Raw genomic sequence first — 18,204 nt, 5'->3', positions numbered from 1 at the left:
GCGGCAGAAGATCTCTTTACCTTTGGGGGAGCCGGTAGACCGAGGACGTGGCGTTTCTGAACCGCAGGTCCGCAAATTCCGCCAGTTTCGGATTTATCCCGGTGAAGAGCCATTTGACGCCATATTTCGCTGCCAGGTGCCGCACGTTCTCAGCCGTCGGGGCCATGAACACCGCGTCGTTCGCCACCAGCCGGGCCTGGTCCGCGTACGGGATCGCCAGGTAGGACCGCAGGAACAACTCGGCCCGCGACAACGTGCTCTCGGCGTAGGCCCATCCCTCGACCAGCACCCGCCGCTCGCTGAACCCCGACACCCAGAAGTGCCTGCTGTCGCACACGCGCCACTGCTCGTGCAGGCAGTGCAGATCCGTGGCCACCACGTCATCCGGCGACGAATGCGCCCGCAACCACCGCCCCGCCTCCAGCGCCCCCTGGGGAATCAGCCGCTCACGCCCCTCCTGCGACGGAATGACGTGCCCGGCCACATGCACGACAGAGGACGGCACCGCGTACCCCGCCATGACCGCCACCACCCCCACCACCGACCCGCGCGCCCACGACCCCGGCGCGCCCACTCCGGACGCCGACCCGCGCGGCCACACCACCAACGCCGCCAGCCCCAGCACCAGGTACGGCGTCACGACCCGCCACAGCGCACCGCCGGTGAACTCCACCACCGAGACCACCAGCGCGGCCCCCGCCCCCAGCCCGGCCAGGCAGACCGCCCTGACCCACGGCACGCGCGGCGCGGCCAGCACCCCGCACACGGCGGCGATCGACAGGTAGGGCCGGGCCGCCTCCAGGAAGTACAGCTGCGACTCGGCCGGATGCCCGAACACCACGGTCGCGCCGATCCCCGCCGCCCCGATCCCCAGCAACAGCAGGATCGGCGGCTCCAGCACCCGCCGCCCCAGCCCCGCCACCCCGCCCCACACGCAGGCCAGGCAGAACAGATGCACCCCCGTCAGCACCACCAGCGGCGTCAGGGACACCGAGGCGACCCCCGGCATGCCGATCCCCGCCACCGCACCCCACAACGTGCGCATGGTCGCCAGCGGCGAAACGGCCAACCCCTGACCACCCTGCCCGAACACGACGAACTGGGCGAACACCAGAAACCCCAGCGTGACCCCCGCCGCCCCCAACCACCCCAGCCAGCGTTCGCCCACCGCACGCCCGCCCACCGCACGCCCGCCCACCGCCGCCCGCCCGCCCACCGCCGCCCGCCCGGCCACCGCCACGCACTGGGCCACCGCCGCACGTCCGGCCACCGTCCCGCGCACGATCACCACTACCAGCAGCCCGGCCAGCAGCAACGGCAGATAGGTGGCCTTGGCGCCGGTGAGCGCCGCCAGCAGCACCACGAACGCCACCCACCGCGACCGGGGCCCGCCGAGCAGCAGCACCACCACAGGAGCGAACAGCAACGCCCCGAACGTCTGCGTCGGACTGGTCGACATGGTGAACATCGAGCGCGAGCTGAACACCACGTCCTCCACCAGCACCGGGCTGAACAGCGCGTACGTCACCCCCGCCGCCGCCACCCCGGCCCCCCACCCCCCACCGAGCCGCCGCCCGAGCGCCGCCACCAGCACCACCATGGCCGCCGCCATCGGCAGCGTGGACAGCCGGTAGACCAGGGTCGCGGGCTCGATCCCGGTGACCCAGCTCGTCGCGGCCATCTCGGCGTAGACGAACCAGTGGTAGGACAGCCGCTCACCCAGGACCGACGGCAGCGTGGGCGGGAAATGGTGCTTGGCCTCGCCGACCATGGCCAGGTGGTACGGCAGGTCCACGTACCCGGCCCTGATCGGCACCCCGTACAGGAAGATCGCGCTCCAGGCGATCAGGAAGGCCACGATCCCCGCCAGCATCCAGGCACACCACACCGGCACCCGTTCCCGCGCCGCGGGCCCCCGCCAATGGCGGCGCAGCCGTGGCACGCATGCGAACGTGCCCACCACCACGACGGGCGGAACCAGCACGAGCAGCGGCAACCCCACGGCCCTGGCCGGAATGTAGGCCAGCACCTCGACCGCGTACCCGAGCGCCAGCCCCGCCGCCAGATCCTCCGCCACGGACCGGCCACCCCCGGCCAGCGCCCGCCACAACAACAACCCCGGCAGCGCCACCCCCACCCCGAGATAAGCGGCGAAAACGGCCAGATCCCGCCAGGACACCCCGCACCACCCGAACACGGCCACGGCCCCGGCCAGCACAAAAACGGCCGGCGTCCACCTGGAGCCGACCCACCGCCCCCAAGCCCTGCCGGAGCCGAACGGTGTCATCCGATGACGGTCACCAGGCGCGTGAACTCGGCCGGCAGATCCACCCCGTCCCACACCCGATGGAAGCTCAGCGCGCTGCCCATCGGCACCATACGATCGACCCCGCGCCCGGCCAGCTCCAGCGCCAGCTCCTCCAGCTCGGCCTGGCCGAACCCGAAGTGCGTCATCGTCTGATCCCGCCGCTCGACCAGCCCCGCCAGCTCCCGCAGCGCCGCGAGGCCGGCATGCGCGAACGTCCCCGCCCCCAGCCACCGCCTCGGTGCCGCGGCGGCGGCCGACAAACGCACGTTGGCCAGCGCGTTCCCGCGGAAGTCCACGCTCTCCGCCAGCCCGTCCGCGGCCAGCCCATAGGTCGAGACCCGCTTCTCCACGGCCATCGCCGCATCGACCCCCCACCCGCGCACGGTCACCACCCGCGAGACGTGGTCGATGAAGTCGGCCCGCGCCGTGTCGCAGTCGCCCTCGTCACCCACCCAGAACACGGTCCTGGGGGAGGAGCAGGCGGCCTGGTCGAACCAGTAGGTGTCGTTGACGAACCCCTCGGCGACCGTCACCCGCGCCGCCCGGGGCGCGCACAACCAGGCCGCCGCACGTACCACGGCGAAGGAGGAACGGTCGGGGAAGGTCAGGTCGCGGGCGTGCGGGGCGAGCGCGTGCCGCCTGATCTCCCGCACGGTACGGTCACCGCCCCACACCACCCGCAGGTCGCAGGCCGCCGACAACGCGGCCGTCACGGCGTCGGAGCGGTCGTAGGAGATGACGCGCTGGGTGGCGGCGATGGCGGGGTCGGCGTCGGCCAGCGTCTCGTGCAGGGTCTCCACGATGGTCTCGGCGACCGGGCCCGAGCGGGGCGACAGGCGTACGACGTTGCGGTTGCCCATCAGCGCGGACAGGGCCCAGGAGTAGACGAAGACGGTGTCCACGTTCGCGGGCGGGATGTGGAAGACCAGGCCGCGCGGGACGCGTACATGGTCACGGCCGAGCCCTTCGACGGTGCGGGTCAGCTCGCTGGGACGCAGGAAGAAGCCGAGCGAGCCCAGCTCGGGATGGCGCCTGGCCAGCGCGGGCCGCAACAGCCGCCGCCCGAACGCCGCCAGGAACTCCCGCACCCGCACGTCCCCCACCCGCAACGTCCCGCCGCCTTCGCAGAGGCCGCCTTCGCAGGGGCCGCCTTCGCAGAGGCCGCTGAGCAGCGTGTCCACCGGTACGGACCCGCGTACGGGGAAACGAACGTCCACGGCGCAGGCGTCCAGTATGGTGCGGTCGTCCAGCATCAGCCCTGCCCAAAGGTGTCACTGCAGCCGCGCGCCTCGGCCCGCGGCAGCCTGCCGAGTACCTCGAACCGCTTGCCCGGCCAGCTCCCGTCATCCACGCCCCGCACCACGCCCAGGTCCTCGGTCAGCAGCACGTGGCCCGGGTAGGAGGTGGGTAGCGTGCTCACCACCTCGATCAGTCCCGGCACCCCGGTCGGCGCCTCGCGCCAGGTCTCCGGGTCGCGGATCACCACGTCGGCGAAGTCCGGGCAGTAGAGCCCGTCGCCGTCGGCGCCCTCCAGGAACACGGTCCCGATCTGCTCGACCATGCCGTAGAAGTTGTGCACTCTGCTCAGCCCGCATTCGGCGGCCAGCCGCCGCCGGAACTCGGCGTTGTCCACCGCCTGCTCGGCCAGCCGCTTCCAGCCGCCCGAGTGGATCAGCACCGCCTGCGACAGGTCCACGCCGAGGCCGCGCAGGTACAGCCAGACCATGAACGTGAACCCGAAGATCAGGAACCGCTCGTTCCCGTGCCGCGCCAGGAAGGTCTTGACCGCCTCCGCGTCCACCCGGCCCTGCTCGTCCAGCACGAACGTGTGGTCCCTGCCGAAGTTCATCATGCCCAGCACACCGGCGCCGCGCGCGCTCAGCGTGGGGTCGCGTACGACCGCGTGGCTGTCCACGACCAGCATCGGCAGCCGCCGCCCGCCCAGCACCGCGCCCATCGTGGCGGCCAGCATGCGGGTCTGCGCCGCCGCGGCCTCCCGGTCGAGGTAGACCCGGCTCGGCCGCTGCCCGGTGGTGCCGCTGGAGGTCAGCACCCTGAACACGCGCTCCTCCGGCACGCTGCGCAACTCGTGCGTCTTGAACAGCCGCACCGGCAGCCACGGCAGGTCGGCCACGCGCTCGTACGGCGGCCCCGCACCGACGGCATCGAGAATCCTGCGATACGGCTGGCACGCCGCCCGGTGCCGCTCGGTCAGCTTCACCAACTCCGGCAACAGCACAGCCTCACGCTCGGCCCCCCGCAGGCTGAACACGTCCACGCTCATACGAGAGACTCCAACGTCCGGCGGTCCTTCTTCCTCATGCGTGCTTCCTCATGCGTGGGACCGACCCCAGCGTTCGGCGGTTCTTCCTGCCTATGCGTGGGACCGACTCCAGCGTCCGGCGGTTCTTCCTGCCTATGCGTGGGACCGACTCCAGCGTCCGGCGGTTCTTCCTGCCTATGCGTGGGACCGACCCCTGCGTCCGGCGGTTCTTCCTGCCCATGCGTGGGACCGACCCCAGCATCCAGCGGTCCTTCATGCTCATGCGAGGGACTCCAGCGTCCGGTAGTCCACCTTGCCCGTCGCGAGGATCGGCAGGTGATCGAGATGCCGCACGTCGAACCCGCTCCAGTGCAGCCGTAGCTCGGTCGCCACCCGCCGGCCCAGCCGTACCATGGCGGACGGGTCGAGGGTCTCGGTCCAGATGATCACCCGGTCGTCCCCGGCGGTGACCGCCACCGGCCCGCAGTCGTGCAGCAGGCGCTCGATGTCGTCCAGGTTGACCCGGGTCCCGAAGACCTTCGCGATGCGCTTGAGCCGCCCGGTGATGTGCAGGAACCCCTCGGGGTCGAGCCGCCCGAGATCGCCGGTACGCAGCACCCCGCCCAGGTCGTCGCCCCTGGCCAGGTCCTCGGCGGTGTCCGCGTACCCCATCATGACGTTGGGCCCGTGGTAGACGACCTCGCCGTCGTCGATCTCCAGCCGCCCGCCGGGTACGGCGACCCCGACCGAGCCCGGCTTGCCTGCCAGCCGGTCGGGCGGCAGTACGGCGATGCGGGCGGTGGCCTCGGTCTGGCCGTACATCACGTAGAACCGCTCCATCTTCGCGGCGAACTCATCGACCAGCTCAGGAGCCATCCGCCCGCCCGCCTGCGTGAGCGTGGTGAGCGCCGGATAGTCGGAGCGGTCGAAGCGCATCCGGCGCAGCATCGTGTACTGATACGGCACGGCCGCCAGTGAGGTGCAGTCGTAGGCGTACAGATCCGCCCAGAACGAGCGCTGCAGCAGCCCCGCATCCGTCAGCACCACGGTGCCCCCCGCCACCAGGTGGCTGTTGAGCACCGACAGGCCGTAGCTGTAATGCAGCGGCAGACTCGTGATCGTGGTCTCTCCAGGGCCGATCGACAGGGCCGTGGCGATGGACCGGGCATTGGCGAGTACGGCCCGGCGCGACAGCCGGACAAGCTTGGGATTTCCGGTCGAGCCCGAGGTGGCCAGAAGAAGAGCAAGGTCGGGATGGGTGTCGGGTACGCCGGTGCGTGGGGGCGGCGGCCCGTCGAGCTCGTGCGTGAACCCAAGCAGCCCGGCCGGCCTGTACCGCTCCGACAACTCGGTCAACGTGGCGGCGGGCAGGTCAGGATCGAGCAACGCAATCGGCCGCCCCGCATGCAAGGCACCGAGGTAGGAGTACACGGAAACCAGGTCATTGCGCATCCCACAGAACAACGGCCCCGGCCGCAGACCGTCGAGATCCCTCGCCGAGGCTTCGATATGGCAAGCCAGCCTGTCACCGCCAATACCCTCCTCAGACCCCGAAGGAATGAGCCTGGCCTGCGGATGCGGAAACATCATGAGACCAGCCCACCATCCACGCCCAGACCCGGCCCGGGACCCTGACCGGCGATCAGCCTCGCCTGCGGTGATAGCGGGATCATCATGGGATCAGCCCGCCATCCGCGCCGGGACCCTGGCCGGTGATTGGCCTCGCCTGTGGCGGCAGCGGGAGCATCATGGGATCAGCCCGCCATCCACGCCCAGCACCTGGCCGGTGATGAACCCCGCCTGCGGCGACAACAGGAAAGTCACGGCTGCGGCGACGTCGCCGGGCTCGCCGAGGCGGCCGAGCGGGGTCGCGGTCACCACTTGGGCGCGGCCGGTGTCGTCGAGCGTCTCCAGCATGTCGGTACGGATGTAGCCGGGGGCCACGGCGTTGACCCTGACCCCGGACGGCCCAAGTTCCTTGGCGGCGGCCATCGTGAGTCCGAGCAGCGCCGCCTTGCTCGCGGAGTAGACCGCCTGCCCCGGACCGCCCGCCCGGCCCATGACCGAGGAGACCAGCACCACCGCTGGATCGGCGCCCCGGCGCAGCAGCCTGAGCGCGGCCTGCAGGGTGTGCGTGGCACCGACGGCGTTGACCGCGAAGAGACGCTCGATGGTGTCGTGACCCGTCATGCCGAGCAGACCGCCCGCATGCACGCCCGCGTTGATCACAAGCCCGTCAAGCCACCCGTGCCGCTGAAAGATCAGCCGCATCATCGCGGAAACCTGCGCAACATCGGCCACATCCCCAGCAACCGAGTCCACGGTCCCGCCCAAAGCACCGGAGCCGCCGCAGTCGTCGGAGCCGCCGAAGCCATCGGAGCCGCCGCAGCCGCCGGAGCGGCCCGTGTCACCGAAGCCGTCGCCGGAGCGGCCCAAGCCATCGGGGCCGCCGCAGTCGCCGGGGCCGCCGAAGTCATCGGGGCCGTCGCTGGAGCGGCCAAAGCCGCCGGCGACGCCGCGCGTGCCGGAGTTGCCTGTGTTGCGGGGGCCGCTCAAATCGCCGGAGTTGCCTGGGTCGCCGGGGCTGCTCAAATCGCCGGAGCCCACCGTGCGGTCGGAGGCGCCGGAGCGGTGGGTCGTGTCGTAGCCCGCCACCATCTCGCCCGTCGGCACTGAGGCCATCACTGAAGCCGCCGCCTCAGCCGCCACTTCGGCCGCTGCCTTCGCGGCTTGCTCCTCGTCGCGTCCGTGCATCACGACCGTGTGCCCGGCGGCGGCCAGCATGGTCGCCACGGCCCGGCCGATGCCCCTCGTCGAGCCCGTGACCAGCACGACCCTGGCCTCCGCCACGGGGACCCGCCCCCGAGCAGCGGCCTGCACCCCACCGGTGGCCCGCCCCCCAGCGGTGGCTTGCCCCTGAGCGGCGGTCTGCGCCTCAGCGGCGGTTTGCTCAAGAGTGGCGGCCCGCCCCTCGGCGGTGGCCTGTCTCTCAACGGTGGCCCGCTCCCCAGCGGTGGCCTGCTCATGGGTGGCGGTACGCCTCTCAGGGGTGGCCTGCCCATAGGTGGCAGCCTGCCCCCCAGCGGTGGCTTCCCCATGGGCCGGGGCCTGCGCCTCAGTGGTGGCCCGCCCCTCGGCGGTGGCCTGTCTCTCAACGGTGGCCCGCTCCCCAGCGGTGGCCTGCCCATGGGTGGCGGTACGCCTCTCAGGGGTGGCCTGGCCATGGGTGGGGGCCTGCGCCTCAGCGGCGAGCCGTCCCCTAACGGGGGCCTGCCCTCTGGCGGGGGCTCGTGGCTCGGTGGTGGGTCGACCCTCGGTGGTGGGTTGACCCTCGGTTGGGGGGCGTCGGTTAGACGGTGGCTGTGCCGACGCCATGCTTTTCCAGCAGTCTGGTTGCCTCTTCGAACGAGCTCATGTCGATCATCTCGTCCGTGTCGATCATGATGGAGAACTGGTCCTCCATCGCCGCGATCAGCGCCATGTGCGCGAGGGAGTCCCACTGCGGGATGGAGCGGTATTCGAGGCCGTCGACGTCGGCGTCGGCCGGAAGGTTGAGCGCCAAGCGGAAGACGTCCCGCAGGCGATCGAGATGACTCATGATCACTCACTCTCTGTCCTCAAGCCACAACGAAGTGTAGCGGCAATGGGGCGGGGAGAGAAACCAAGGCCCCGTCCTCAGTAATGGAACCGTATAACGAGGCGTGGCCCACGGACGAGGCTGGGAATGTCGGATGGGACACGGCAACCGTACGGGGGGAATGATGGACGAATCCAATCACTGGTACGGGCACTCCCGCATAATCGGCCGATACTGCGGCCTGCCGGACGAGGCGCCGAAGCGGATTCAAGGTTTCCTCCAGCATGGATGGAACTATCTTCACGGATTTCCGCCCAACGACCACTGGTGCAGCCCCGGTTATCCCCGTTTTGTCTGGTCGGAGGTGCTGCGTACCAGGGGCTGGTCGATGGGGCGCAGGGGACACTACCTCGTCGGCGCGCCTTGGATTTATCTTCTTTACCTTGAGCCCGAGCTCGGCGTGCGGCGCGAACGGAACGGTACGATCTGGTATCCCTTTCATGGCTGGGAAAAGCATTCCGTTAGCGGCGACCACGCCCGGCTTGCCGACGAAATCCGAAATGTCGAGACTGATCCGGTCACTGTCTGCCTTTATTGGCTGGAATACGCAAATCCGGACATTCGGCGTTCTTATGAAACCAGGGGATTCCGGGTCATCTGTCATGGCGAGCGCGGTTCCCGGTGGGAGGGAAAAGGCCGCGACTTCCTGCGCAAGCAGCTGGTCGAGTTGCGGCGGCACCGCAGGGTGGCCTCCAACAGGCTCGGCAGCGCGCTGTTCTACGGCGCCTCGGTGGGCTGCGAGGTGGCCGTCTACGGAGATCCGATGCAGTTCGAGGACGAACGTCCCGAGTACGGCGGCACCGCCCGCCGCATGCGGCTCTGGCCGGAACTGCACGGCACGCACGTCGATCCCGAACTCGCGACCGAGGTGGCGCGGCGCGAGCTGGGATTCGAGTATCAGGCGACACCGGAGGAGCTACGGCGAATGTTCGGTTGGAAGCGGGCGCGCGCATGAGCCACGACCACGAACTGGAAGCGGGCGTGCCCATGAGTACGACCACGAAAGAGGTACCGGGGAACGTCCGGTTGATCGGCGGGGAGATGCTGTTGTGGTCCGACGCGGCCGGCATGGGCGGGGTCACGGACTGGCGGGGTGCGGCGCTGGAGTTGATCAGGCGGCTGGTCCCGGAGGGCGGCCGGGTGCTGCTGGTCGGGCCGCATCCCCAGGCGCTGGTGGACGACGTGGTCGCGCGGGCCGGCTCCGCCGCCGTGCTGCTGCGCTCCTACCCTGACGCCTGCGCGCTGGGCGTACGGCACCAGGACCTCACGGTGTTCTGCGGACGGCTGGAGGTGCTCGACGCCGACGAGCCGTACGACCTGGTGCTGGCCATGGACGGACTGCTGCGCACGCACTCGGCCGAGGCCCCGGCCGCGGCCTGGAACGAGTCGCTCGAAGCGCTGGCCGACCTGGTCGCGCCCGGCGGGCGGTTGATCCTCGGCGTACGCAACGACCTGGGCGTGGACCGCTTCATCGAGGCCAGGCCCGCCGACAGGGAGGGCGCCGACGACCAGTGGGCGCCGCACGGCTTCGACCCGAGCTACCCGGGCGGCCCCGAGGCGCTCGACCAGGGGCTGGAGGCGTCAGGGCTGAGCGTCGAACGGTGCTACGCGGCCTACCCGGACCGGCAGGCGCCGCGCTCGTTGTTGTCCAGGGAGGCGCTGGGGGTCGACCTGCCGGAGGCGCTGACGTTCCCGCTGAGCGCCAGGGAGGGCGACCGGATGCTGGTGGCCGACCCGCTGCGGCTGACCCGGCTGGTGTTCCGGCACCGTCTGGGGGAGGAGCTGGCCCCGCTGTGGCTGGCCGTGGCGACCCGGCTCCCGCACGCCGCGGACGAGGCCAGGCCGGTACGGCTGCCGCTGGGCCTCATCGAGGAGGGCCCGGCCCTGTACGAGCTCACCGCCACGGGCACCAGACGCCTGCCGGGCGGCCAGGAACGGCCGATCCCCGCGGGCCGGGTGGTCGAGGAGATCCTCATCGAGGCGTGCGCCCGCGAGGACGTCAGGACCGTACGCGAACTCCTCGCCGAGCTGGCCGCCTGGCTGGAGTCGGGCGGCGACCCCACGGCCGCGACCGACAGCCTGGTCTACGACGGCGAACGCTTCACCTCGGTCAATCCACACGGGGGCACGGGCGCCGATCTTGAGCCGCGCGTCGTGCTCTGCCGGATCCTGTGGCGCTTCGCGGTCAGGCTGCTGGCGGCGGGGCACCACCACCCCTGGCCCTGGCCGCTGCAGGCCGACCAGCTCACGCTCACCCTGTGCGGCATGGCCGGCAGCCCCTGCGAATCCGGCGACCTGGACCTGGCCCGCAAGCTCGACGCCGAGCTGGGCCGCCCAGCCGAGCTGGCCGAGCGCGCCCCGGCCTACCGCGACCTGCTGGGCGCCCGCGACCGCCTGGCCGACCAGCTGACCGCGGCCCTGGCCAGGATCTCCCGCCTGGAGACCAAGCTCTCCTACCGCGAGCGCGAGCTGGTACGGGCCAAGGCCAAGCTGCGCAGGACCCAGCGCAAGGCCACCGCCTACCGCAGGACGCTCGGATACCGCCTCTCCCGCCGACTGGCCCGCCCCCGCAAGGTCGCCCGCCGCGTCATACGCCTGTTGTCCGGCTGACCACACGATGGCTGTCCATACGATGAGGAGTGCATGTGCCGGTTCTTTCGGTGATCGTCCCTTTCCATAACGTCGAGAAGTACATCGGGCCCTGCCTCGACTCCATCTCCGCCCAGACGCTGGAGGAGCTGGAGGTGATCTGCGTGGACGACGGCAGCGCCGACGAGGGCTCGGCCGAAGTCGAGGCGAGGATGGCCCGGGACCCGCGGATCGCCCTCATCAGGCAGGACAACCACGGCGTCGGACACGCCCGCAACGTCGGCGTACGCCAGGCAAGCGGCGACTACCTGGCCTTCGTGGACGGCGACGACGTCGTGCCGCCCGACGCGTTCAAGCGCCTGGTGACCTCCCTGGAGGAGACCGGCTCGGACCTGGCCTGCGGCAACGTCATGCGCCTCTACCGCAACCTGCTCATCCCGTCCTGGGCGCACCGGCTGGCGTTCGCCAAGCCGGTCAGGCGCACCCACATCACCCGCCACCCGCTGCTGCTGCGCGACCGCATGTTGTGGAACAAGGTCTACCGCCGCTCCTTCTGGAACGCCCTGGGCCTGTGCTTCCCCGAGCGCATGTACGAGGACCAGCCCGTCGCCATGGCCGCCCACATCGGCGCCGAGTCCGTGGACGTGCTGGCCAAGGTGGTCTACCACTGGCGTCACCGCGACGAGCCCGACGCCTCGATAACCCAGCGCCGCCTGGAGCCGGGCAACCTGCGCGACCGCCTGCTGTCGGTGCTGCAGACCGCCGACCTGCTGGTCCACGGCGCGCCCAAGCTCAAGCCCGACTTCGACCGCGACACGCTGGACATCGACATGGCCGTCGCGGTGGAGGCCGTGGCGGCCATGGGGCCGGCGGTGGACCTGAGCCTGGTGGACCTGGCCGTCCGCTACCTCGACGGCGTGTCCGCCAAGGCGTGGCAGAGCATCCCGTTCGAGCAGCGACTCCTGGTCCACCTGCTGCACGAGCGCCGCCTGGAGGACCTGTCCGGCGTCTTCGCCCAGGCCAGGGACGGGCGGCTGCGGCCCAAGGTCGGCTCGGCGGGGCTGCTGCGCAAGCGCTGGTACGGCCGGCACTCCTCGATGCCGGGACACCTGTCGGAGGTCTCCGGCGAGCTGGCCCTGCTGACCAGGCTGGTGAGCCTGGACTGGCGCGAGGGCCGGCTGCACGGCTCCGGGCGGGTGGCCGTGGGCACGTTCGACGTGGGCGAGCTGCGGCGGGTGCGGGTGCGCATCTGGATGCAGGAGCGCGGCACCGGCGAGATCGTGCGGCTCTCCGACGAGGAGAGCCTGCCCGTCTGGGAGAACGCCGAGCAGGAGGACGGAGGGCCGCTGCCGGAGCACGCGTTCCCGTTCAGGTTCGCCTTCGACCCCGGCACGCTGTCGCGGGCGCAGCTGGCCAGGCATGGCCACTGGGACCTGTGCGTGGGGCTTCGCGGGGCCGGGCTGCGGCTGGAGGGCAGGGTGGCGGGGCCGCGCTGGTTGCCGCCGCTGATCCCCGCCCCCAGGCGCAGGGCGGGGTTGTGGCTGGTGCCCGCACGCAACGCCAAGGGTGCTTGGGGCCTGCGGCTGCGTACGGCGGAGGCGGTCATCGGCGAGTACCGCGTGGACGACGGCGACCTGGTGGTCTCCGGGGAGATGTCCGACGTCGGCGACGGCGAGCCGGTGCTGCGGTTGCAGCGCAGGAGCGACGGCGAGGAGATGTACTTCCCGGTGGCGCTGACCGGGCAGGACTTCCAGGCGCGGGTGCCGCTGGCCGACATCGACGAGCGCGTGGGCCACGAGTCGTGGTGGGAGGTGGTCATCGACCAGGGCACGCCCATCCGGCCGCTGGTGCGTACCCGGCAGCGGTCGATCGCGACCGTGGCCGAACGGCGCTTCCTCATCGACCGGGGCGAGGACGGCTGCCTGCTGCTGGCCGAACGCTGACCTACCGCAGGATGTCGCTCAAGGTCTGCGCCACCCGGTCCTGCTGCGCGTCGGTCAGGCCCGGGTACAGCGGCAGCGACAACTCCTCGCCGTAGTACGCCTCGGCCCGCGGACACAGGCCACGCCGATAGCCGAGGTCCTCGAACACCGGATGCCAGTACGCGGGCAGGTAGTTGACCTGCACCCCGATCCCGGCGGCCCGCATGCGTTCGTAGACCTCGCGCCGCCGCCCGTCGCGCACCCTGACGGGGTAGAGGTGCCGGCTGGGCCGCACGTACGCGCGCTGGACCGGCAGCCCGAGCCCCGGCACGTCGCGCAGCAGGCGGTTGTACCGCGTGACCAGTTCGCCGCGCCGCTCACGGAAGGCCGCGAGCCGTCCGAGCTGGCTGATGCCGAGCGCGCACAACACGTCGGGCAGCCGGTAGTTCAGCCCGAACTCGTGCACCTCCTGGTGCCAGCCGCCCTCGCCGGGATCGCGCTGCTCGGCGGGGTCGCGTACCAGGCCGTGGTTCCTGAAGCGGGCGGCCCGCCGCAGCCGTTCGGGGTCGGTGGCCGCCACGGCCCCGCCCTCCGCCGTGGTCACGGTCTTGGTCGGGAAGAACGAGAACGTGGTCAGGTCCGCCAGCGCGCCCACCGGCCGGTCCTTGTACTCCGAACCGATCGAGTGCGCCGCGTCGGCGACGAGCACCGCGCCGGCCCGCTCCGCGACCTCCCGCAGCTCGTCGTAGTCGGCCGGATGGCCCGCGTAGTCCACCGCCGTGATCGCCCGGGTCCTGCAGGTGAGCGCCGCGGCGGCGGCGTCCGGGTCGAGGTTGCCGGTGTCGTCCTGTACGTCGGCGAAGACCACGCGCACGCCCAGCAGCGCGGCCGTGGCGGCCGTGGCCACGAACGTGAGCGGCGAGGTGACCAGCTCGTCGCCCTTGCGCAGCCCGGCCGCCACGTAGGCGACGTGCAGCGCGGCGGTGCCCGATGTGACCGCCACGCAGGGCACGCCGCCCGTCCATGTGGCCAGCTCCGCCTCGAACCGGCCGACCGCGGGCCCGGTGGTCAGCCAGTCGCCGCGCAGCACGGCGGCGACGGCCTCGACGTCGGACTCCTCGATCGACTGGCGTCCGTAGGGCAGCATCAGCCGGTCACCATGCCGCGCAGGTCGTCCACCGACAACCACTGCTCGTTGGTGTCGGAGCGGTAGGAGAAGCCCTCGGGCAGCAGCTCGCCGCTGCCCGGCGGCACGTAGCCCCAGGTCGCGATCGTCGGCTGGACCACGTAGCGGTCGGCCAGGCGCAACGTCCTGCGGCCGTCGTCCGGGCCGATCATCTCCTCGTGCAGCTTCTCGCCCGGCCGTACGCCGATCTCGTAGATCGAGCTGTTCGGGGCCAGCGCCTCGGCCAGGTCGGTGATGCGCATGCTGGGGATGCGCGGCACGTACAGCTCGCCGCCCTGCATCAGGTCGAAGGAGTCGACCACGAACCTGACCGCCTGCTCCAGCGTGATCCAGAACCTGGTCATGCGCTTGTCGGTGATCGGCAGGCTGCTGCCCTGCTCGGCCAGCCGCTGGAACAGCGGGATGACCGAGCCCCTGCTGCCCACGACGTTGCCGTAGCGGACCACGGAGAAGCGGGTCTCGTGCGCGGCGGCGTAGTGGTTGGCCGAGACGAACAGCTTGTCGGCGACCAGCTTGGTGGCGCCGTACAGGTTGATCGGGCTGGACGCCTTGTCGGTGGAGAGCGCGACGACCTTGCGCACGCCGCAGTCGATGGCGGCCTCCACCACGTTCTGGGAGCCCGCCACGTTGGTGCGGACGTATTCGAACGGGTTGTACTCGGCGGTGTCCACCTGCTTGAGCGCCGCGGCGTGCACGACGTAGTCGATGCCGTGCATGGCGCGGGTCAGCCGGTCGCGGTCGCGTACGTCGCCGAGGAACCAGCGCAGCCGCTCGTCGTCGCCGAAGAACTGCCTGGTCTCGTACTGCTTCAGCTCGTCGCGGGAGAAGACCACCAGGCGCCGGACCGCGAGTGAGTTGAGCGCGTGACCGATGAACGCCTTGCCGAAGGACCCCGTTCCTCCGGTGATCAGAATCGACGATCCACTGAGAATGCTCACGTGGCCCCCTGAAATCGCGCTTACGCGCTGTCGTCGTCGTGGCAGGCTGTAGCATAGCGCGATCGGCTAATCACGCGCTGTCACACGGGGGAATGGGGCATTCGGTGCGTATTGTCGGGATTATTCAGGCTCGTATGGGCTCAACGCGTTTGCCAGGAAAGGTGTTGCGAGAGTTGGGCGGGCGTTCCGTCCTGGGATGGGTGGTTCGCGCCGCACGCGAGGCGGGCGCGCTGGACGACCTCGTCGTGGCCACCACGACAGAACCGGACGACGACGCGGTCGCCGCCGAGTGCCGCAGGCTCGACGTGGCCTGGCACCGGGGGCCCGTGGACGACGTGCTGACCCGGTTCACGCAGGTGCTGGACGGGCGGCGGTGGGACGCCGTCATGCGCTTCACCGCGGACTGCCCGCTGCTGGACCCGGTCGTGATCAGGGAGGCGGCACTGGTCTTCCGCGCCGTGCCCGGACTCGACTATCTGAGCACGAGCCTGGCGCGTACGCTGCCGCGCGGGCTCGACGTGGAGATCGCGGGCCGGGCCGCGATGGCGCGGGCCGACGCGGAGGCCACCGGCTTCCACCGCACCCACGTCACGTCCTACGTGTACGAGCACCCGGGGGACACACGGCTGCTCGGGCTGGCCTACCGGCCCGTCGCCGACGACCTGCGGGTCACGCTCGACACCGAGGACGACTGGCGGCTGATCTCCGCCGTGGTGGACGAGCTGGGCGACCGGTGTGTGCCGGTCAGGACACTGGTGGAGTGGCTGCGCGAACGCCCTGAGGTGTGCGGGCTCAACGCCCATGTGCGGCAGAAGGCCCTGCAGGACGCGTGACGGGCGCGGAACGCCGGGTCGGGTTCCGCTGCGACGCCGGGGTGAAGAGCGGGGTCGGCCATCTCGTACGGTGCGTCGCGCTCGCGGAGGAGTTGTGCGGCCGGGGCGTCGAGGTGGTCTTCCTCGGCGAGGTGTGCGGATCGGCGTGGGCGCGGGCGCAACTGCGCGAGCGCGGATACGGGCTGGTCCCAGCGCCGCGCGAGCCCGGCGAGCTGGCCGCGCTGGCTCGCCGGTTGCACCTGGACGCCGTGGTACTGGACTCCTACCTGCTGCCGGAGGAGACCGGGGCGGCGCTCAGGGCGGCCGGCCTGCCCGTGCTGGCCATCGTGGACGGCGACCCGCTGGGCCAGGAGGCCGACCTGTACCTGGACCAGAACCTGGGCGCGGAGCGGCGGCCCTTCACTCGGTCCGGGCACCGCCTCGCCGGGGCGCGGTACGTGCTGCTTCGTGACAGCGTGCGAGGGCGTACCCGCGCGGGTGGCGGGGGCGAGGTGCCGCGCGTGTTGTGCTTCTTCGGCGGCACCGACAGCGCGGGTGTCGCCCCTGAGTGGGCGCGGGCGCTGCGGGCGACCGGGCGGCCCTTTCACGCGACGGTGATCAGCCCGGTGCCGTTCGAGGCGGGCTGGCCGATCGCGGTGATCCCGCCGACGGACCGGCTGCCCGAGCTGATGGCCGCCGCCGACCTCGTGGTCACGGCGGCCGGCTCGGCCGTCTGGGAGCTGCTCCACCTCGGCGTCCCGACGGCGCTGACCTGGGTGGCGGCCAACCAGCGCGGCGGCTACGAGGAGCTGGTCGGCAGGGGGGTGGCGGCGGGGCTCGGGCGCGCGGCAGGCGCGGAGTCCGTGGGCGTGCTGGCCCGCCTGCTCGCCGACCCCGCCGCCCGCGAGGAGCACGGGCGGCGGGGCAGCGGCCTGGTGGACGGAAAGGGCCGGGAACGCGTCGCCGACGCCCTCATGCGCCTGTGTTAGATCAGGTCCCAGGTGAGCGGCGTGCCGAGCGGGACGTCGCGGACGAAGCGCCGGCCCATCACCTGTCCGGCGGCGTCGGGGGACAGGCCGCCCGCGGGCCGGATCGAGCGTACGTTCTCCGGCGTCACCGGCTCGCCCGCGCGCACGTCCCGCACCACGTACAACGAACGGCGGAACCGCAGCCCCTCGCGTTCGGACGGCCGGGGGCCGATCGCGACCTCGCCCAGCGACTGCCAGGCCCGCTCGCTCTCCACCACCAGCGCCGCCAGCTCGGCCGGCTCCAGCGAGAAGGCCGCGTCCACCCCGCCCTCGGCCCGCGACAACGTGACGTGCTTCTCGATCAGGCAGGCGCCCAGAGCCACCGCCGCCAGCGCGGCCCCGAGCCCCGGCGTGTGGTCGGACAGGCCCACGACCTCGCCCGTGAGCGCCGCCAGCAGCGGCAGCGCGCGCAGGTTGCTCTCCGAGGGCGCGGCGGGATAGGCGGCCGTGCACGACAACATGGCGAGCTGCGCGCACCCGGCCGCGCGGGCGGCCCCGACGGCGGCCTCGATCTCGGCGATGGAGGCCATCCCGGTGGAGATGATCATCGGTTTGCCGGTCGCCGCGGCGAGCCGGATCAGCGGCAGGTCCACGATCTCCGAAGAAGCGATCTTGTACGCCGGCGCCCCCAGCTTCTCCAGCAACTCCACCGCCGTGGGATCGAACGGCGCCGAGAAGGCGACCAGCCCCCGCTCCCGCGCCCGCTCGAAGATCGGCTCATGCCACTCCCACGGCGTGTGGGCCCGCTCGAAGAGCCGGTAGAGGTTCTCCCCGCCCCACAGCTCATGATCGTCACCCAGCCGGAAGGCGGGCGCGTCGCAGTCGATGGTCAGCGTGTCGGGCCGGTAGGTCTGCAGCTTCAGCGCGTGCGCCCCCGCGTCGGCCACCGCGTCCACGATGGCCAGCGCCCGCTCCAGGCTCCCGTTGTGGTTGCCCGACAACTCCGCGACGACGAACGGCGGTCTCCCGGGCCCGATCGTCCGCCCCCCGATGGTGATCATTACTTTTCCCTCCTGAGCTCGATGGCCACGACCTCGCGCGGCACCCCGTCCACATCTCTCAGGTACGCCCCCATCTCGACGAACCCGAACCGCCTGTGCAGCCGCCTGACCGGCTCGTTGTCGGCCAGCACCTCCCCGTGCAGCGTCGTCAGGCCGAGGGGTCCGAAGGCGTGCTCGATGGCCGCCTGCTCCAGCCCGGCCCAGGCCCGCAGCAGTGTCCCCGCCCGCTCCAGCCCTTCCAGGTCCAGGTAGTAGCCCCAGCAGGCGCTGTCGCCCGTCACGTCGGCGTAGTTCACCACGCCGGCGGCAGTCCCCTCGTGGTCGTAGATCAGCACGTGCCGGTCCGCGTCGGCGCGTACGGCCGTCCACCAGCCGGCGTGCTCCTCCGCCGCGATCTCGTGCGTGGTGAAGCTGGCGGCCCGCACGCGCGGATGGTTGCGCCAGCGTCGCATTGCGGGCAGATCGTCATCCTGGACGTCCCTCAGCACTGATCCCCCTTACTATTCGTGCTTGATCTCTT

The 18,204-nt window shown here is 71.5% G+C and carries 16 protein-coding genes; 5 read left to right on the top strand and 11 right to left on the bottom strand.

Annotated elements, in window-relative coordinates; all coding sequences use genetic code 11:
* Positions 1-16: 16 nt before the first annotated feature.
* The 7 genes from AB0I81_RS28845 to AB0I81_RS28815 all read right to left on the bottom strand — a co-directional run bounded on the left by AB0I81_RS28845 (position 17) and on the right by AB0I81_RS28815 (position 8,169).
* Complete coding sequence (locus tag AB0I81_RS28845) at positions 17-2,287, bottom strand: hypothetical protein (protein ID WP_360662739.1); 2,271 nt, start codon at positions 2,285-2,287, stop codon at positions 17-19.
* Positions 2,284-3,561, bottom strand: coding sequence for an acyl-CoA reductase (locus tag AB0I81_RS28840; protein ID WP_360662737.1), 1,278 nt, complete (start codon positions 3,559-3,561; stop codon positions 2,284-2,286). Before AB0I81_RS28840 ends, AB0I81_RS28845 begins: the two co-directional genes overlap by 4 nt.
* Positions 3,561-4,592, bottom strand: coding sequence for an acyl-protein synthetase (locus tag AB0I81_RS28835; protein WP_360662736.1), 1,032 nt, complete (start codon positions 4,590-4,592; stop codon positions 3,561-3,563). The genes AB0I81_RS28840 and AB0I81_RS28835 overlap by 1 nt, the downstream gene beginning before the upstream one ends.
* A gap of 34 nt (positions 4,593-4,626) precedes the next feature.
* Complete coding sequence (locus tag AB0I81_RS28830; protein WP_360662735.1) at positions 4,627-4,854, bottom strand: hypothetical protein; 228 nt, start codon at positions 4,852-4,854, stop codon at positions 4,627-4,629.
* Positions 4,851-5,957, bottom strand: coding sequence for an AMP-binding protein (locus AB0I81_RS28825; RefSeq protein WP_360662734.1), 1,107 nt, complete (start codon positions 5,955-5,957; stop codon positions 4,851-4,853). Before AB0I81_RS28825 ends, AB0I81_RS28830 begins: the two co-directional genes overlap by 4 nt.
* A 360-nt stretch (positions 5,958-6,317) precedes the next feature.
* Positions 6,318-7,421: an SDR family oxidoreductase gene (locus AB0I81_RS28820; protein ID WP_360662733.1), complete on the bottom strand. Its 1,104-nt coding sequence runs from the start codon at positions 7,419-7,421 to the stop codon at positions 6,318-6,320.
* Positions 7,422-7,920: 499 nt separating this feature from the next.
* Positions 7,921-8,169 carry an acyl carrier protein gene (locus AB0I81_RS28815; protein ID WP_360662731.1) on the bottom strand — a complete coding sequence of 83 codons (249 nt, stop codon included), beginning with the start codon at positions 8,167-8,169 and terminating at the stop codon, positions 7,921-7,923.
* Positions 8,170-8,329: 160 nt separating this feature from the next.
* Between AB0I81_RS28815 and AB0I81_RS28810 the strand changes: the two genes are divergently transcribed.
* The 3 genes from AB0I81_RS28810 to AB0I81_RS28800 are packed head-to-tail and all read left to right on the top strand — an operon-like array spanning position 8,330 to position 12,740.
* Positions 8,330-9,163, top strand: a complete 834-nt coding sequence (locus AB0I81_RS28810) for a hypothetical protein (RefSeq protein WP_360662729.1) — start codon at positions 8,330-8,332, stop codon at positions 9,161-9,163.
* Entirely contained in the window at positions 9,160-10,818 is a 1,659-nt protein-coding gene (locus AB0I81_RS28805) for a hypothetical protein (RefSeq protein ID WP_360662728.1), read from the top strand. The genes AB0I81_RS28810 and AB0I81_RS28805 overlap by 4 nt, the downstream gene beginning before the upstream one ends.
* 35 nt (positions 10,819-10,853) lie before the next feature.
* Positions 10,854-12,740 carry a glycosyltransferase family 2 protein gene (locus tag AB0I81_RS28800; protein ID WP_360662726.1) on the top strand — a complete coding sequence of 629 codons (1,887 nt, stop codon included), beginning with the start codon at positions 10,854-10,856 and terminating at the stop codon, positions 12,738-12,740.
* A gap of 1 nt (position 12,741) precedes the next feature.
* On the opposite strand, the gene AB0I81_RS28795 is transcribed toward AB0I81_RS28800, so the two are convergent.
* Positions 12,742-13,866 (bottom strand): aminotransferase class V-fold PLP-dependent enzyme, encoded by a 1,125-nt coding sequence (locus tag AB0I81_RS28795; RefSeq protein WP_360662724.1) that lies wholly within the window; start codon positions 13,864-13,866, stop codon positions 12,742-12,744.
* Positions 13,866-14,843, bottom strand: coding sequence for a UDP-N-acetylglucosamine 4,6-dehydratase (inverting) (gene pseB / locus AB0I81_RS28790; protein ID WP_360662722.1), 978 nt, complete (start codon positions 14,841-14,843; stop codon positions 13,866-13,868). The genes AB0I81_RS28795 and pseB overlap by 1 nt, the downstream gene beginning before the upstream one ends.
* A gap of 92 nt (positions 14,844-14,935) precedes the next feature.
* Between pseB and AB0I81_RS28785 the strand changes: the two genes are divergently transcribed.
* Together AB0I81_RS28785 and AB0I81_RS28780 are read left to right on the top strand one after the other, a co-directional pair.
* Entirely contained in the window at positions 14,936-15,676 is a 741-nt protein-coding gene (locus AB0I81_RS28785) for an NTP transferase domain-containing protein (protein WP_360662718.1), read from the top strand.
* A complete protein-coding gene (locus AB0I81_RS28780; protein WP_360662716.1) occupies positions 15,673-16,644 on the top strand; it encodes a hypothetical protein in 972 nt (323 codons plus the stop codon). The genes AB0I81_RS28785 and AB0I81_RS28780 overlap by 4 nt, the downstream gene beginning before the upstream one ends.
* Here AB0I81_RS28780 and pseI read toward each other — a convergent pair.
* Positions 16,641-17,684 (bottom strand): pseudaminic acid synthase, encoded by a 1,044-nt coding sequence (gene pseI / locus AB0I81_RS28775; protein WP_360662714.1) that lies wholly within the window; start codon positions 17,682-17,684, stop codon positions 16,641-16,643. The genes AB0I81_RS28780 and pseI overlap by 4 nt on opposite strands.
* Positions 17,684-18,172: a GNAT family N-acetyltransferase gene (locus AB0I81_RS28770; protein WP_360662712.1), complete on the bottom strand. Its 489-nt coding sequence runs from the start codon at positions 18,170-18,172 to the stop codon at positions 17,684-17,686. The genes pseI and AB0I81_RS28770 overlap by 1 nt, the downstream gene beginning before the upstream one ends.
* Positions 18,173-18,204 lie beyond the last annotated feature (32 nt).

This window comes from Nonomuraea sp. NPDC050404 (genome assembly GCF_040655495.1).
Lineage (GTDB): Bacteria > Actinomycetota > Actinomycetes > Streptosporangiales > Streptosporangiaceae > Nonomuraea.
Note: the sequence above shows the minus strand (reverse complement) of the source record. Positions and strands in the feature narration are given on the sequence as shown.

Excerpts from the sequence above, each read along its gene's own strand:
- AB0I81_RS28845 (WP_360662739.1), bottom strand. The coding sequence starts at position 2,287 with ATGACACCGTTCGGCTCCGGCAGGGCTTGGGGGCGGTGGGTCGGCTCC.
- AB0I81_RS28840 (WP_360662737.1), bottom strand. The coding sequence starts at position 3,561 with ATGCTGGACGACCGCACCATACTGGACGCCTGCGCCGTGGACGTTCGT.
- AB0I81_RS28785 (WP_360662718.1), top strand. The coding sequence starts at position 14,936 with ATGGGGCATTCGGTGCGTATTGTCGGGATTATTCAGGCTCGTATGGGC.
- AB0I81_RS28835 (WP_360662736.1), bottom strand. The coding sequence starts at position 4,592 with ATGAGCGTGGACGTGTTCAGCCTGCGGGGGGCCGAGCGTGAGGCTGTG.
- AB0I81_RS28805 (WP_360662728.1), top strand. The coding sequence starts at position 9,160 with ATGAGCCACGACCACGAACTGGAAGCGGGCGTGCCCATGAGTACGACC.
- AB0I81_RS28830 (WP_360662735.1), bottom strand. The coding sequence starts at position 4,854 with ATGAGCATGAAGGACCGCTGGATGCTGGGGTCGGTCCCACGCATGGGC.
- AB0I81_RS28810 (WP_360662729.1), top strand. The coding sequence starts at position 8,330 with ATGATGGACGAATCCAATCACTGGTACGGGCACTCCCGCATAATCGGC.
- pseI (WP_360662714.1), bottom strand. The coding sequence starts at position 17,684 with ATGATCACCATCGGGGGGCGGACGATCGGGCCCGGGAGACCGCCGTTC.
- AB0I81_RS28795 (WP_360662724.1), bottom strand. The coding sequence starts at position 13,866 with ATGCTGCCCTACGGACGCCAGTCGATCGAGGAGTCCGACGTCGAGGCC.
- AB0I81_RS28815 (WP_360662731.1), bottom strand. The coding sequence starts at position 8,169 with ATGAGTCATCTCGATCGCCTGCGGGACGTCTTCCGCTTGGCGCTCAAC.